Origin of the sequence: Streptomyces sp. NBC_00647 (genome assembly GCF_045207245.1) — a bacterium.
GTDB lineage: Bacteria > Actinomycetota > Actinomycetes > Streptomycetales > Streptomycetaceae > Streptomyces.
This window is the reverse complement of record NZ_CP109040.1, coordinates 8,896,688-8,910,004: the sequence shown is the minus strand read 5'-3', so window position 1 is coordinate 8,910,004 and position 13,317 is coordinate 8,896,688. Positions and strand designations below refer to the sequence as shown.

12 protein-coding genes and 2 pseudogenes are annotated in these 13,317 nt (G+C 67.7%); 8 read left to right on the top strand and 6 right to left on the bottom strand.

The window, feature by feature from the left end:
- Window positions 1-125: 125 nt before the first annotated feature.
- Window positions 126-548 (top strand): hypothetical protein, encoded by a 423-nt coding sequence (locus OG788_RS39065; protein WP_406375687.1) that lies wholly within the window; start codon window positions 126-128, stop codon window positions 546-548.
- 28 nt (window positions 549-576) lie between these two features.
- Here OG788_RS39065 and OG788_RS39060 read toward each other — a convergent pair.
- The 5 genes and pseudogenes from OG788_RS39060 to OG788_RS39040 all read right to left on the bottom strand — a co-directional run.
- Window positions 577-735, bottom strand: a pseudogene (locus tag OG788_RS39060) (ATP-binding protein); the annotation flags it as partial.
- Between the two features lie 102 nt (window positions 736-837).
- A pseudogene (locus tag OG788_RS39055) lies at window positions 838-1,178 on the bottom strand (DUF5713 family protein).
- 410 nt (window positions 1,179-1,588) lie between these two features.
- A complete protein-coding gene (locus OG788_RS39050; RefSeq protein WP_406375686.1) occupies window positions 1,589-1,837 on the bottom strand; it encodes a hypothetical protein in 249 nt (82 codons plus the stop codon).
- Window positions 1,837-2,346 (bottom strand): hypothetical protein, encoded by a 510-nt coding sequence (locus tag OG788_RS39045; RefSeq protein ID WP_406375685.1) that lies wholly within the window; start codon window positions 2,344-2,346, stop codon window positions 1,837-1,839. The genes OG788_RS39050 and OG788_RS39045 overlap by 1 nt, the downstream gene beginning before the upstream one ends.
- A gap of 20 nt (window positions 2,347-2,366) precedes the next feature.
- Window positions 2,367-2,603: a hypothetical protein gene (locus tag OG788_RS39040; protein WP_406375684.1), complete on the bottom strand. Its 237-nt coding sequence runs from the start codon at window positions 2,601-2,603 to the stop codon at window positions 2,367-2,369.
- Window positions 2,604-2,946: 343 nt separating this feature from the next.
- On the opposite strand from OG788_RS39040, the gene OG788_RS39035 reads away from it, so the two are divergent.
- The 3 genes from OG788_RS39035 to OG788_RS39025 all read left to right on the top strand — a co-directional run bounded on the left by OG788_RS39035 (window position 2,947) and on the right by OG788_RS39025 (window position 5,898).
- A complete protein-coding gene (locus OG788_RS39035; protein WP_406375683.1) occupies window positions 2,947-4,680 on the top strand; it encodes a serine/threonine-protein kinase in 1,734 nt (577 codons plus the stop codon).
- A 188-nt stretch (window positions 4,681-4,868) separates the two neighbouring features.
- Window positions 4,869-5,240 carry a hypothetical protein gene (locus OG788_RS39030; protein WP_406375682.1) on the top strand — a complete coding sequence of 124 codons (372 nt, stop codon included), beginning with the start codon at window positions 4,869-4,871 and terminating at the stop codon, window positions 5,238-5,240.
- A gap of 430 nt (window positions 5,241-5,670) precedes the next feature.
- On the top strand, window positions 5,671-5,898 hold the full coding sequence (locus OG788_RS39025) for a hypothetical protein (RefSeq protein ID WP_406375681.1): 228 nt from the start codon (window positions 5,671-5,673) through the stop codon (window positions 5,896-5,898).
- Between the two features lie 79 nt (window positions 5,899-5,977).
- Here OG788_RS39025 and OG788_RS39020 read toward each other — a convergent pair whose 3' ends face one another.
- Complete coding sequence (locus tag OG788_RS39020) at window positions 5,978-6,370, bottom strand: winged helix-turn-helix transcriptional regulator (RefSeq protein ID WP_406375680.1); 393 nt, start codon at window positions 6,368-6,370, stop codon at window positions 5,978-5,980.
- 68 nt (window positions 6,371-6,438) lie between these two features.
- Between OG788_RS39020 and OG788_RS39015 the strand changes: the two genes are divergently transcribed.
- The 4 genes from OG788_RS39015 to OG788_RS39000 all read left to right on the top strand — a co-directional run bounded on the left by OG788_RS39015 (window position 6,439) and on the right by OG788_RS39000 (window position 12,957).
- Complete coding sequence (locus OG788_RS39015) at window positions 6,439-7,110, top strand: nitroreductase family protein (RefSeq protein WP_406375679.1); 672 nt, start codon at window positions 6,439-6,441, stop codon at window positions 7,108-7,110.
- A 329-nt stretch (window positions 7,111-7,439) separates the two neighbouring features.
- Window positions 7,440-7,781 carry a hypothetical protein gene (locus tag OG788_RS39010; RefSeq protein ID WP_406375678.1) on the top strand — a complete coding sequence of 114 codons (342 nt, stop codon included), beginning with the start codon at window positions 7,440-7,442 and terminating at the stop codon, window positions 7,779-7,781.
- A 686-nt stretch (window positions 7,782-8,467) separates the two neighbouring features.
- Window positions 8,468-11,857 (top strand): LodA/GoxA family CTQ-dependent oxidase, encoded by a 3,390-nt coding sequence (locus OG788_RS39005; RefSeq protein WP_406375677.1) that lies wholly within the window; start codon window positions 8,468-8,470, stop codon window positions 11,855-11,857.
- Window positions 11,857-12,957, top strand: a complete 1,101-nt coding sequence (locus OG788_RS39000) for an NAD(P)/FAD-dependent oxidoreductase (protein WP_406375676.1) — start codon at window positions 11,857-11,859, stop codon at window positions 12,955-12,957. Before OG788_RS39005 ends, OG788_RS39000 begins: the two co-directional genes overlap by 1 nt.
- The last annotated feature ends 360 nt before the right edge of the window (window positions 12,958-13,317 follow it).

Genomic DNA, 13,317 nt, shown 5'->3' with positions numbered 1-13,317 from the left:
GCACTCGCGAACTTGCAGAGCGAAGTACGACTGAACGTGCAAAGTGCGATCGGCGAGGATAGACAGTCGACGGACAGGACCTGTTGCAGCACCATTCAGGGCAGGGTCCGACGACAAGGAGCAAGGTGATCACCCAGGGCGTGAAGATCGCAACGCGATGCGATGCCTGCGGCGGCGTGCTGACACGCGACATCGGCCAGTTCATCGACCACGGACGCCTATGGTGGGGAACTGAAGGCGCCTGCCAGTCATGCACCGTCGCGTGGTGCGAGCAAGACAGCGACGGCAGAACTCCGGAAGAGATCCGCCACGCCCTCCTGTCCGAACACGGGCCCGCCCGGCTCCGCCTGATGGGGCCCCAGACAAGCCCGGTGGCCATCCTGCGCGCTCTCCGCGAGAAGAATGGCTTGACACTCACGCAAGCAAAGGCCCTGGCAGCTGAGTTGAAGGCGACCGGGCTCGTGGGGACCCTGGTCGAGATGGAGTTCATCGCCGCCCGACTCCGGCAGCACTCAATCAGGGCGGCAGTTGAGACATCACCCAGCTGACCCAGGAGCGAGATCGTTGGGTGCTCGATCAGGCGACGCCGGCTTCGCCCTCGATGGCGGTGAGGCGGTTCTTGAGGCGGTAGCTGGGGCCGTTGATCGGGACGACGTCGCAGTGGTGGAGGCGCCGGTCGAGAATCGATGGCGAGACTTCGTCGCCGAAGACCTGTCCGAATTCCGAAAGTCGACGACCGCGAAGCCCATCCTGCAAAGTACGGACCGACGGGCCGGATCTACGACCTGATTCGCCGATCGCAGCAGAACGGCACCTGGCACGCTTTCCCGCCATCGTTCACCAGTCCCGGCTGGCGGTCGGCTCCTCCGCATCCGCGTCCGTGAACCCGTATGTCGACGCGACGAAGCAAACCTCGTCACAGATCCACTCACGCGCAACCGCCTCGATCCCGCTCCCGGCCGCCGCGAACTCCCTGTCCAGCAGGTTGAACTCCTGCGTCGCAGCCTGGGCGAGCGCACAAGGTCCCCAGATCCGACGGCTGCTCAGCCTCAATTCGTTCGCACAGCCGCAACAGGATCGCCTTCCCCCCGGTCAACTATGCGATCAGGGAAGTATGAGTCGTCGTACATCTGCCGTAGGAACGCATGTCCTGCTATCTGCTGGCCTGTGATCGGCATGGTGCTTCCCTACCTCCGCAAAGACCTGACGCGCCGATCATGCACAGCACCACTGATAACGACGCCCCTATGTACACCAGACCCCACGCGACCAGGACTTTCACCACAGGCCGTAGGGGGTGGCCCACCACTCGCCTAGGGCAGCGGGCGCACCATGCAGTCATACAGTGGTGCGCCCTCCCACGGATGGGATGTCCCGACCAGCTTGTAGCCCCACGAGAGGTACGCGGCCCGAGGGGCTACGGCCTCCGGCTCGGGTCGCACCGTGAGTGTGACTCGCTCGGCGTCCACACCGTCGAGAAGCCGCTCATGGAGAGACGCCGCGATCCCCCGGCAGCGCCATGGCTTGCGGACCGCCATTTCGATGATCACGAAGGTGCGCCGGCCGTCCTCCCGTGCGAACTCGGCCGTCAGTTGCGCGTCCTGGATGTTGGTCCACCATCGGGTACCGGGGGCGAGGTAGTAGCCGTACGTGAAACCAACCAGCTCCTCGCCCTCGCGCGTGCCTGCACGGCGTAGTGCTCGATGAACTCCGCGACGTCGTGGGGGCCCTCGCGGTACGGGGGCTCCACGTAGATCTCTTCGTAGGCGGGCACGAAGTCGTCCAGTTGGGCTGCCGCATCGGTGCCGCTGTATCGGCTGTACGTGATGACCGTCATCAGGCGGCTCCCCTGTCCTGCACGTAGTCGGTCAGTTCCTCTGCTGCGTGGCGGGCGCTGACGGCGTCGGTGTCGGCGAGGAGATCAACGACCTCGGCCAGCCTCCGCAGAACTCTCCCGGACTCCACCTCGTTCAGGTGATCCAGGCTTTCGACGGCCTGGGCCGCCCCCTCGTCAACGTCGCCAGAGTTGATGAGGCTCCGGGCAAGGGTGAGCCGGTACAGGGCGCGGTTGCGGCCGTAAGTGCGGTGCTGGTGGTCGAGCGCGGCACGAAGAAGCGAGGTGGCCCGTCCGTGGTGGCCGGCCTCGGTGTAGAGCAGCCCCTGCGCGTAGTCGAGTTGCAGGTGTGCGGTACCGACGGTGCCCTTGCTGCGCAGCGCCGTATTGGACGCGGCTGAGGTGCTGTGAGACAGGCTGGCTGCTGCGGTTGCGCCGATGGTGTCGGCTAGGAATGCCCGTCGGTGCACGTTGATGCTGCCTTCCTGTGTGACGAGCGCTGTGCTCCTCACGGTGACACCAGGCGGGGGGTTTAGGAAACCGAGGCCGGTTGGTCTACGCCAAACATCGCGTGGATCACGCGCCATGGCCGGGCCCGAGGAGTAGGCGGAGGGATCTCTCGCATCCAGCGCCGGACGTGACGGGTAGTCACGGTCACCGGCTCGCCTAAAATCTCTGCCGTTTTCTCGAACGCCGCCACGAACTTGCCTGGCTGATCCCAGCCTTGAGCGATGCAGGCCTGCTCGAACGGTGTCTGATCGTCGGCCACGTCATAGCTCCACTCGTCTGCCCGTCTACCGACGGTAGCCGCTTCCCAGGTTCTCGAATGTCCGCTCGCTGAAATGTCCGCCCTAATGTCCGGGCGGACGTCCACACACGGGAGTTGAACGGCTGTTGGCTTTCAAGGCGGGCCCAGCCGGCCCGCTTCGAGGGAACGTAGGACAGCCGATTGGGAGCGTCGACCATGGCAAGCATCAGCACTCGTGACGCGGTCACCGCCGCGCGCGCCTACACCGAGATGCGATGGCCTCTACGCTGGGGGCACACCGGCCTGCGAGTATTGCGGTCACCCACGTGGGGCCGTGTCACAGGTATCTCGTAGGCTTCCGGCCATGAGCGAGGGTGATTCCGGCAGACGGGTCATAGAGGGGCGCTTCGAGCTGGAGACGCGGCTCGGTGGCGGTGGCATGGGCACGGTGTGGCGTGCACGCGATCTGGTCCTTGACCGGGCCGTGGCGCTCAAGGAGGTACGGCCGCCCGACCCGGGTCTTGCCGAGTACGACCCGCAGGGCGCGGCAATGCTCCGGGCCCGAGTACTGCGCGAGGCACGGGCGCTGGCTCGCGTCGATCACCCCAATGTCGTGACCATCCACCACGTGGTGGACGGCGGCGAGTACGTCTACCCGTGGCTCGTCATGGAACTGGTGACCGGCGGATCACTTCAGGACCGGCTCGACAAGGGGCCGTTGGCGCCCGCCGACGCCGCCCGGCTGGGTCGCGAGGTGCTGGCCGCGCTACGCGCCGCGCACGATGTCGGCATCCAGCACCGGGACGTGAAACCCGCCAACGTGCTGATGAGACCCGACGGACGTCCCGTCCTCACCGACTTCGGCATCGCGACCATCAGGGACTCGACCGCCCTGACCGCGACCGGGTCGATCATCGGCACGCCCGACTACATGGCACCCGAGCGCGTCTCCGGCGGCGAGGGTGGCCCGGGCTCCGACCTGTGGTCGCTGGCGATGATGCTGTACGTCGCCGTCGAGGGACATCACCCGCTGCGCAGGGGAAGCACCCTCGCCACGCTGGCGGCACTGTTGAGCGAGCAGCTTCCGCCACCCGCCCGAGCCGGAGTCCTGACCGAGTTCCTGAACGCCGTGCTCGTCAAGAACCCGGCCGACCGGGCGGACGCGACGACCGCGGACCGGCTGCTCGCGGAGGCGATCGAGGGCAGCAACACGGTTCCGAGTGCTCCCGCCGGGTCGGACGGGGCCACGTCGTACAGGCTGGCCCCTCCGCCGGGTGCAACGCCCGCACCCTCCGCACCGGTTGGGTCCGGACGGCCTGCCGGCTTCGGACCAGCTGCCGGCTTCGGACCGTCCACCGGCTTCGGGCCGGCCTCGGGCTTCGGCCCTCCGACTCCGTACCCCGCGGGCCCCACACGGCAGACGCCGGCGCGGCCGGGCAACCATGCGAAGAGCCGAATCGCGATCGCCTCGTCCGTCGTCGGGACCGTGATGGCAGGAGTCCTGGTCTGGACCCTGCTGCCGGACGGAGGCAACAAGGACAGCGGAAAGCCCGCCGATTCAGCCAGCGCTACTTCCTCGACCAGGACGACGGACCCCACTCGCACACCGTCCCGCTCGACCCCGACGCCTCAGGCCGACGCGAAGACGGATCTGCTCACCCCCGCCGGCATCCGGACGGCGGTGAAGGAGATCGAGGCCGCGACCGGCACGGACCGCGCATGCGACCTCACGGTCTATCCGACCTATGTCTCCGCGGACATCATGGTCAAGGGCAGCGACACCAAGTACGACAGCTACACCTACCGCCCGGGCCAGGGCGTCGAGAAGGGCATCATCAGCAGCGCGATCATCGGCGGCAAACGCTCCTTCAGTCTCGACAACTTCGACTGGGACGTCCTTCCCGCCCTGCTGAAGCGGGCGGAGAAGGACCTGAACGTCCAGCGGCCGACCATGCGTTACATCCTGGTCCGCCCTGCCGACGACACGTTCGACACCCCACTGGGACTGGCTGTCTATCTCGCCGACGACCACGTCACCGGCTATCTGGATGCCGACCTGAAGGGCAAGGTGACCCGGGTGATGCCGGCCCAGGACTGAGCGATCTGTCGGCATCGCCCGCGCCCTCGACCTGCTCGTGTGGCCCGCCAACGGCGCCGTCCTGTCCGCGCCCCGCCGCGCAGGCCTTGCCTCTGCCCTGCGCTACCACGCCGAACACGGCCACCTGCGCGTTGCCGCCGACCACAGAGTCATACAACAGAAAACAAACGGGAGAAAGAACGCGCAAGTTGGCAGTAGGCGCCCTCACGGCCGGCCTCTTCGCCATGGGGGCGGGCACAGCGTTCGCCGCCTCGTGGCACGACATTCCGACACTGTCGACCGGCGATGCGAAGTTCCACCACGGCGAATACGCGTGGCATCCCGCAGGCGACGAGCACGGCGCCTTCGAGTGGAAAGGCCAGCTCCAGGACGCTGACCGCGGTGACGACCACAACGTGTACGTACAGGTGAAGGTCGAGGGCTACGACTGGAGCCGCTACAACGGCAAGCAGCGGCAGACGGCTCCGCTGAACTACTCCAACGCCAGCCGGAACCGTCGCCTCGCCTCCGTGCGTCCGTTGGGCCTGAGCACCAGCCCGCCAGCGGGTCAAAGCTGGTAAGGCACTCTGACGGATGCATCGACGGCAAGGTGACGCGGCTCAGTGATCCGACCGCGGGCACCGGCCAGGGGGCGCGCCCTGGTGACACGCTCCCCTTCCGCAATCCGAAGGGCGGTCTCAAGACCCTGATCGCCGTCGGCATGATCATGGGTCCAGTCATCGGAACTGCGGCCTTCGTCGTCTCAACCCCAGCGTCGGCAGCCCAACGCAAAGGGCTGCCCCGCTCGCCCCGATCGCCAACCAAGCGTCGCAGGTGGCGGTGTGCTGTTCCTGCTGCCGGGCGCCGGAACCGTGTCCTGGTCGGCCGATCAGCCGATCGCCCTGAACCAGGCACGCGCCATCGGAAGCTGGCCCGTCGCACCCCACCCAGCACTACGGCACCGTGCCGCTCTCGCAGCGGCGGATCCGGTGTACCGCTGGATCGCGAGCAATGGAAGCAGCCGCTCTGCACGCTGGTGTGGGCTGCGGCCATCACGATGCTCGTGGAACTGGTCGCGGGCGCCGCGAGCAACTCGGCGCCCTCGATGCCCTCGAGGGCGAGGACGAGCAACGCGCCGTCGTCCTGGGCGACCTGGCCGCCGTCGAGGCCGCCGTCGGCCGGCCCGAGGAAGCCTGCCGATTCGCGCTCCACGCGCTCGACCAACTTGAGCGCACCTAAACGATCAAGTCCTATGTCGGGGCGGGGAGTCACCGAAGTGACAACTCCCCGTGAGTGTCACCGCGTTCGGAGCAGCAGATCACCGGGCTGGGGTTTCGGCGGTGACACGAGCTCGGGCCCCTTCGATCTCGTTGATGTGGGCTTCCGTCCATTGCCGGAGTGCGGTGATGGGCTCACCAAGGCTCTGGCCGAGCGTGGTCAGGTCATACTCGACCCGGGGCGGGATGGTCGGGTGCACCGTGCGGGTGATGAAGCCGTCAGCTTCGAGGCTGCGCAGCGTCTGGGTGAGCATCTTCTGCGAGACGCCCTCGATCCGCCGACTCAAGTCGGTGTAGCGCATGGTGCCTTCGAGGAGGGCGTCGACGACAAGGATCGTCCACTTGCCGGCGATGTGGTCGAGGACCTGGCGCGTCGGGCACTTCGCAGAGTAGGCGTCGGCCGGTAGTCCGGAGGATTCCACCACGGTCTTCATACCGGGAGAGTAGCGCACCAAAAGGTGCCCTCTTCCCAAGAGAGAGTCTCTCTCCAATAGTGAGTTCCATGACGAATCACATGCTCTCTGTCGCGGACGCGATCCGCACACGCCGCACCGTGCGCCACTATCAGCCCGATCCGATCCCGGAAGCCGTCCTGTCATCGTTGCTCGAACTCGCCGTCGAAGCTCCTACCAGCTGGAATCTGCAAGACCGGTCGATCGTCGTGGTCGCCAGCGACGAGGGCCGCGAAAGGCTCGCCTGGGCCACCGGTGGACAGCCGCAGCCGCAGGAAGCCCCCGTCGTGCTGGTCTTCGTCGCGGAGCCGCAGTCCTGGCGTGACGACCACAGCGACGTCTACGACCGGGCCCGGCTGGTCGGAGCATGGAGCGATGACTTCACCGCCATGTTCTCAGCGGCATCAACAACGTTCCAGGAAGATCTCGACAAGCGCGGCCTGCTCCGCGAGTACGCGGTCAAGGACGCAATGATCGCGGCCTCGTTCGTGATGCTCGCCGCGACCGAGGCGGGTCTGGCGACATCGCCGATGAACGGCTGGGACGAGGACAAGGTGAAGAAGGCGATCGGGATCGACAACCGCGACGACCTGGCCATCGCACTGCTCGTGTCCGTCGGCTACCCGGCGGAAGAACGGCGTCATCCCGGCCGGCGTCCCTTGGAACGCAACGTCTTCTACGAACGGCACACTGCGCAACGCGGCACCGCACACCAGAAATAGGCATCCTGCCCAACTCCGCGTCCAGGGACGGCAAGCAGGGCGTCCAAGATCCCCCTGCGAGGAAGGACCTGGACACCCTGCTGACTACCTTGTACATGAAGATCGACGACGACCTGCGGGCGCACCGGTGGATGGGCAGACCACCCAGGTGGACGGACGCCGAGCCCGCCGCCTGACGGTCGCGCAGGCACGGCTCGGCTTCGCCTCCGAGACACGCTTGCTGCGTCACGCGCACGCGCACCTGGCCTCGGTCTCGTACTGCCTGCGGGCGTCGCAGTCGGGCGAGGAGACTGAGATCCACGTCCCGAACCGCTCGCTCGCTCGCCCCGGTGACGAACGTCTACTTCGGAGTTCGGGAGGACTGCGAGGGGTTCTACGTCGGCGTTCTGGCCAGTGGTCTACCTCCGTGTATTGAGGAGGTCTTCGACACCCGGAAGGTATCCCTGTACGCCAGCAAGAATTGGGCTGGCCGGAAGCATGGGGAGCACTACTCGGAGACGCGGACCAACTTCGCATACCTGGCGTTCGTTGACAGCCACGGCAAGGAGTGGGTGCGCAGTGAGACCGACCTTCGCTACCAGCCGAAGGCCCGAGACACTATCCGTGGATACGTCGAGATGGGTAGGACTCGCGTGAGGAAGGCCGACGCCTGTGGCGACGATCGCGGTTGAGCTGGGATCGGGAGAGGCCCGTCGTCCTCACGGATGACGGGCCTGAGCGGCACGCCGAGCAGCGCAGCCCGTCTCGTCGTCGACCGTAAAGCCCCGCGTCCGCGTTGCGGGTTCAGGGATGGTGCGGGAACGACTCTGACGAAGTACGTCCGCGGTTCGCCGACCCCACGTTCCACAAGTGCGGGGAGGAAATGAAGAGTTGTGATCAATACGTCATGCACATCTTGATCACGGTAGATGACAAGTCCGGCCGCCTACGACGTCTCCCCGCTCCGATGTTGGTCTTTCGGCAGTTCAGCCGGTGCCGGCATGCCCTGCTGACCGGAGCGGGTGAAGTCCTCGGTTCTCGGGGGCTGGGTCATCATGACCTCGGTGGTGTTGACCTCGACGATCAGGTCGAGGCCCGTGGCGAAGTGGGCGGTGGAGACGATGGTGCATTTGTCCGCCTTTTGAGCCGAGAAGTCGAGGAACCTTTCGCGTGCTGGGTCCCCGTCGTTGAGTCCTCCTCCGTCATGTCCGTGATCCTCTCGTGAAGGCGCGGGCCGGTAGCGCGACCTTGCAGCCGTCCCAGCCGTGCGTCTCTCCCACGCACAGGTAACTCGATTGCCCAGCCACCGGTGTGAAAGGTGGCCGCCTCTGTCATATGCCAGTGTCGAATTCCTCTCCGCGTGGTAACCCCTGTAAACGTGAATATCGAAGACGTCGCATACTGCGAAATCCATCCCACGCTCGGTGTCGCGCGTGTCGGAGACAGTCCTGCCGAATTCTTCGTGGGACCCGAGGCTCCGGGCGTCGCCGTTCATCCGCCAGGCGGTTTCAAGGACTCCGAAGGACGCGTCAAGCGCCAGGCGGCACGCTTCCGCCTCTACGCGTACGACAAGGACCACAACGTGCTCGGCGAGGTGACCGCGGCGCAGGCACAGGTCCGCTGGACGGTAGAACTCGCGAACGCGAAGGCGGACTGGTACCGGTTCAACGGACGCTTCAACCAGTCGGACCAGCCCGCCAACCGACGCAACGCGAAGATCGACCCGGCCGACCCGCAGGCGCGTGCCGGTCTGGTCATCAAGCCCGGGCCCCGCAGTGTGGGCGGGCCGAACATGAACGGCGCAGGCACCCGGTTCGACACGGGAACGTTCCTCGGGACGCCCGTCGCCCTGGGCGAGCTGCGCACGGACGAGGCCGGACGACTCCTCGTACTGGGCGGACATGGCCGCTCGGAGTCCGTGAAGCGGCACAACCCCCTCGTGCACTACGCGAACAACGACTTCTGGTTCGACGACACCTCGGACGGGCCGGTCACGGCGACCGTGACCGTCGACGGTGGACGCGCGGTCCCCGTCACGCCCGCGTGGGTGATCGTCGGGCCCCCGGATTTCGCCCCGGACGTCACCAACCTGGTGACGCTCTACGACGTCGCCCGTGAGGTCGCCGAACAGGCCGGCTGGCTTCCGGCGGCGGAAGACGTGACCTTCAGCCGCGACATCCTCCCCCTGCTCGAACGCATCTGCGGCTACCGGTGGGTGAACGGCAACGCCCTGCGGGGACACGGCAAAGGTGCCCGCGGCGACTTCGTCGACGAGGAGCGCCTGGCGCGGCTGTCCTCGAACGCCACCGAGGACGCGTCGTTCCGCAACGAGGTGTTCACCCGGCTGCGCACCCCTGGGGCGCAGGACGTGACCCAGGCCAACTACACGTTCATGCCTCAGCTCGCGGGCGACGGCGGCGACCCGTTCGAGGGCAATCCGCGCAGGTGGATGACGCTGCTCGCCGGGCAGTACGAGCGGATGCGCCGTTGGGCCGCGGGGGACTTCGTCGCCGACGCGACGAGCGGTCCCCTGCCCGTGCGGCTGGCCGATCTGCCGTTGGCCGAGCAGCCGCACGCACTGGTCCGGGCCGCGCTGGAGGCGTGTGTCGGGGGCCCTTTCTTCCCCGGCATCGAGATGACGTTCATCGCGGACGACCCCGCGACCTGGTCAGGTCCCTTCCGGCTGCGCGACGGGCTGGCGCCCGGAGACGTCACCAAGTACATGGCGGTGCCATGGCAGGCCGACTTCTACGAGTGCAACACGCACTGGTGGCCGGCCCAGCGCCCGGACGACGTCCTGCCCGAGCAGGAGTACCAGCGTCTGATCCAGTCGGCGGCCACGGCCGCCGGGGAACTGCCCGAGCACGAGGTGCGCCGGCAGCCCTGGGCGCGTGGCGTCGGGCTCCAGGTGGTGTACAAACCGGAGCTGGACCGGCTGCCGGGCGAGAGCGACAGTGACTACGACGCACGGGTCAACCGCCTCTGGCAGAGGGCCCGCGACCACGCCGGGGACAACGACCTGGTCGACAAGTGGAGCACCCTGGGCTTCGTGGTCGCGCGCGCCGGCACGACGGGCGAGACGGTGCTGGTGGAGACCGAGCGGGCCGACCAGGTGGGGCTCAGCGACCGCGAGTGGTTCTACGTGCTTCAGCACCCGGAGCGCTACCCCGAGCAGGCCAAGGCCGCCAAGGCCTATGCGAAGGCCGTGCTGGACCGTGCCGAGTCCGAGCAGCACAACAACCCGATGCTGCCCCTGACGCTGCGCCCGTTCCGGTATTCGCGTGAGGCTCTCGAGTCACGCCTCGACCTCATCTACGCCGGTCTCTCGATGGACGCGGAGCAGGCCGACGACGGCCTGGCCCTGTACAGCCGCAAGAGCGTCATCGAGCGGCTCCGTCAGCTCGCGCCGTTCAACCTGCTCGACGGAGCCTGGCTGCGCAACGTCACTCCGGCCGGGCCGACCAACGAGGTCCACGCGCTGCTGTTCGCGATCTGGGTCGACGAGATGGGCAACGGCAACCCGGCACTGAACCACGCCAACCTCTACTCGGACCTGTTGCACAGCGTGGGTGTGTACCTGCCGCCGGTCGACTCCTACGCGTTCGCCATGCTGCCCGAGATGCTCGACTCGGCCTACACCGTCGCCGCGTTCGAACTGGCCATCTCCCAGCACTCCCAGGAGTACCTCCCCGAGCTGCTCGGTATGACACTGAACCTGGAATGGGAGGTGCTGGCGCTGAAGCCGACGGTGAAGCTGATGGAGTACCACGGCATCGACCCGCAGTTCTACACGATGCACATCGGCATCGACAACGCGGCGGAAGGGCACGGCGCCAAGGCCCGCGACGCAGTCGTGCAATACCTGGAGGAGATCTACAACGAAGGCGGGGACGCGGCGGTTCAGCACCACTGGCAGCGGATCTGGAACGGCTACGTGGCCTTCGCCAACACCGGGACGCTGGGCAACGACCTGGCGGAGCTTCTCTTCAATCCGCCCTCCCCGGAAGCCCGGCTGATCGACCTGATCGTCCGCAAGGCGCCGTACGCTTCCCGCAACCACGGAGCGAAGCTGCTCGGCGGTACCAGGCTGAACGACTGGTTCCTCGACCCCTCCGGACTGCTCCAGGAACTCCAGGACTCCGGCCTCATCAAGCCCGGCGACCCGGAGAACAGCCCCTTCTTCGAACTGACCGCGTTCACCGGCCCCATGTACAAGGTCTTCACGGACGCCGAACTGGACCTGTGGCGGCTGTGGACCCGGTCGCTCACCGCGCCTCCCCCACCACCCGAGTTGACGCCGCTCGACGCGATGACCAAGCTGGTCGAATTCCTTCGTGCCCGCCAGGCGGGCAATCCCGCCCACACCAACGCCGTCATCACCGGCCCCGACCCGGCGGATCCCACCCGTACCCGGACGGGGCCGGTGGCCTGGTGGTTCACCCAGCCGACCGGCGCGCTGCTGGCGGCGATCGCCCACCCGGACAACCGGCTCGTGCAGCCCGGCCGCCCTGAGGCGAGCCCCTTCGTCACCGACCTGATCGCTCCCACCAACGCCATGGGCAGGGCCTTCGACGTGGTGGTGCCCGGTACTACCCGCACCGGGCGGGAGATCACCGTCGCGTGGATCGGCGCAGGCTGCCCGCTCCCGGACCTCAAGCCGCCGCAGGCCCGGGTCCTGCTCTCCTCGGTGGTGCCGCTCGACGGCGCCATGGCGGGAGCCGAAGGCGTCAGCCTGCCGACGATCCACGGAATGGGCGCCGTCCACTGATGCTCGCTTGCGCGCGGTCGCAGTTCTGTGACGTGCTGATCGCGGGGGGCGGACCGGCGGGAGCGTCGGCCGCCCTCGCCCTTCGGCGTCAGGGCGCCACGGTCGTTGTCGCTGACCCGGGGCGGCGACAACACTGGAAGCCCGGCGAGAGCCTCTCGTCGAGGGCCCGGCCTCTGCTCGAGGGCCTCGGCGTACTGGACCGGGTGACGGCCGGACCGCACACGCCGTGTCACGGGAACGAGTCGGCCTGGGGCGGGAGCACGCTCACCCGGACCGACTTCCGCCTGGACCCTCACGGCCCTGGGTGGCATCTCGACCGCCTCCGCTTCGACAGCGTGCTGCTCGAGGCGGGCCGTGACGCAGGCGTCGGGCAACGCCGTTGTCAGATCCGGGCGTTGGAGCGCCGTGCCGGGCACTGGCGGATCTCGCTCGGCGACGAGACCGTACTCGCCCGGTACGTCATCGACGCCACCGGCGCCAGTGCCGCCGTCGCCAGGCGCGTCGGCGCACAGGTCGGACGCGACGACCGACTGGTCGCACTCGCGACTCGGCTGCCGCTGGGTGCTGCGCACGGGGACGTGCCGCGGACATCGCTCGTGGAGTCCGTGCCTCTGGGCTGGTGGTACACCGCACCGCTGCCCGGTGGCACGGCCCTGGTCATGATAGTGACCGATGCCGACGTGGTCGCACGGTACGCGCTGCACCAGCCGGCGCTCTGGTGGCGGGAGCTCACCGCGACCACACATGTCCGAGCCCGCCTGCGCCTCCGTGCGACACCCCCTCCCGTCGATCTGCTGATCACGCGGGCCTCGACCGCTCGTGCCCGTCCCGCGGCCGGGCCGGGATGGGCCGCGGTCGGCGACGCGGCCACGGCCTGCGACCCCATCGCCGCGCGCGGCATCACCACGGCCCTGGCCACCGGCATCTCAGCGGCCGACGCCGTGCGCGCGGACGCGGACGGCGCGCCCCGGCCACTGCAGCGGTACGCCGAACGAATCGAGGCGGTCCACCGGGAGTACCTCCAGGCGCGAACCGTCTGCTATGGAATCGAACAACGCTGGGACACACCCTTCTGGACACGACGCCGGCCAGAACCCTGACCTCGTGGGTGAGGAGCTCACGGAAGTCGGCCGGAACACCCCGCGTCAGCAGGGAAGACCGAGACACCCCCTGTCCGCGCGGCCCGACCGTGTGTCGGACGACGATGATCAACCGCCATCCCTTCTCAGCGAGCGGCTGCACGGCCTCCCAGCAGGCCCGAGTCTTCCCGGTCGACGAAGTACCCACCAAGACCACAATCCGGCTGCTGCCAGCCGCAGCACGCCGTACCGCTTCGGCCAGCACCCCGTCGTGCTCGCGCTCCACGTATCCGGGCAGCGCCCTTGTCCCGGACCCACCAGAGCCTGAAATCTGTCCAGGCCCCGCGGGGGTGAACCTCCAAATCGTGCGGCTCCCACTCC

Excerpts from the sequence above, each read along its gene's own strand:
- OG788_RS39025 (WP_406375681.1), top strand. The coding sequence starts at position 5,671 with ATGGAAGCAGCCGCTCTGCACGCTGGTGTGGGCTGCGGCCATCACGAT.
- OG788_RS39015 (WP_406375679.1), top strand. The coding sequence starts at position 6,439 with ATGACGAATCACATGCTCTCTGTCGCGGACGCGATCCGCACACGCCGC.
- OG788_RS39050 (WP_406375686.1), bottom strand. The coding sequence starts at position 1,837 with ATGACGGTCATCACGTACAGCCGATACAGCGGCACCGATGCGGCAGCC.
- OG788_RS39020 (WP_406375680.1), bottom strand. The coding sequence starts at position 6,370 with ATGAAGACCGTGGTGGAATCCTCCGGACTACCGGCCGACGCCTACTCT.
- OG788_RS39035 (WP_406375683.1), top strand. The coding sequence starts at position 2,947 with ATGAGCGAGGGTGATTCCGGCAGACGGGTCATAGAGGGGCGCTTCGAG.
- OG788_RS39000 (WP_406375676.1), top strand. The coding sequence starts at position 11,857 with ATGCTCGCTTGCGCGCGGTCGCAGTTCTGTGACGTGCTGATCGCGGGG.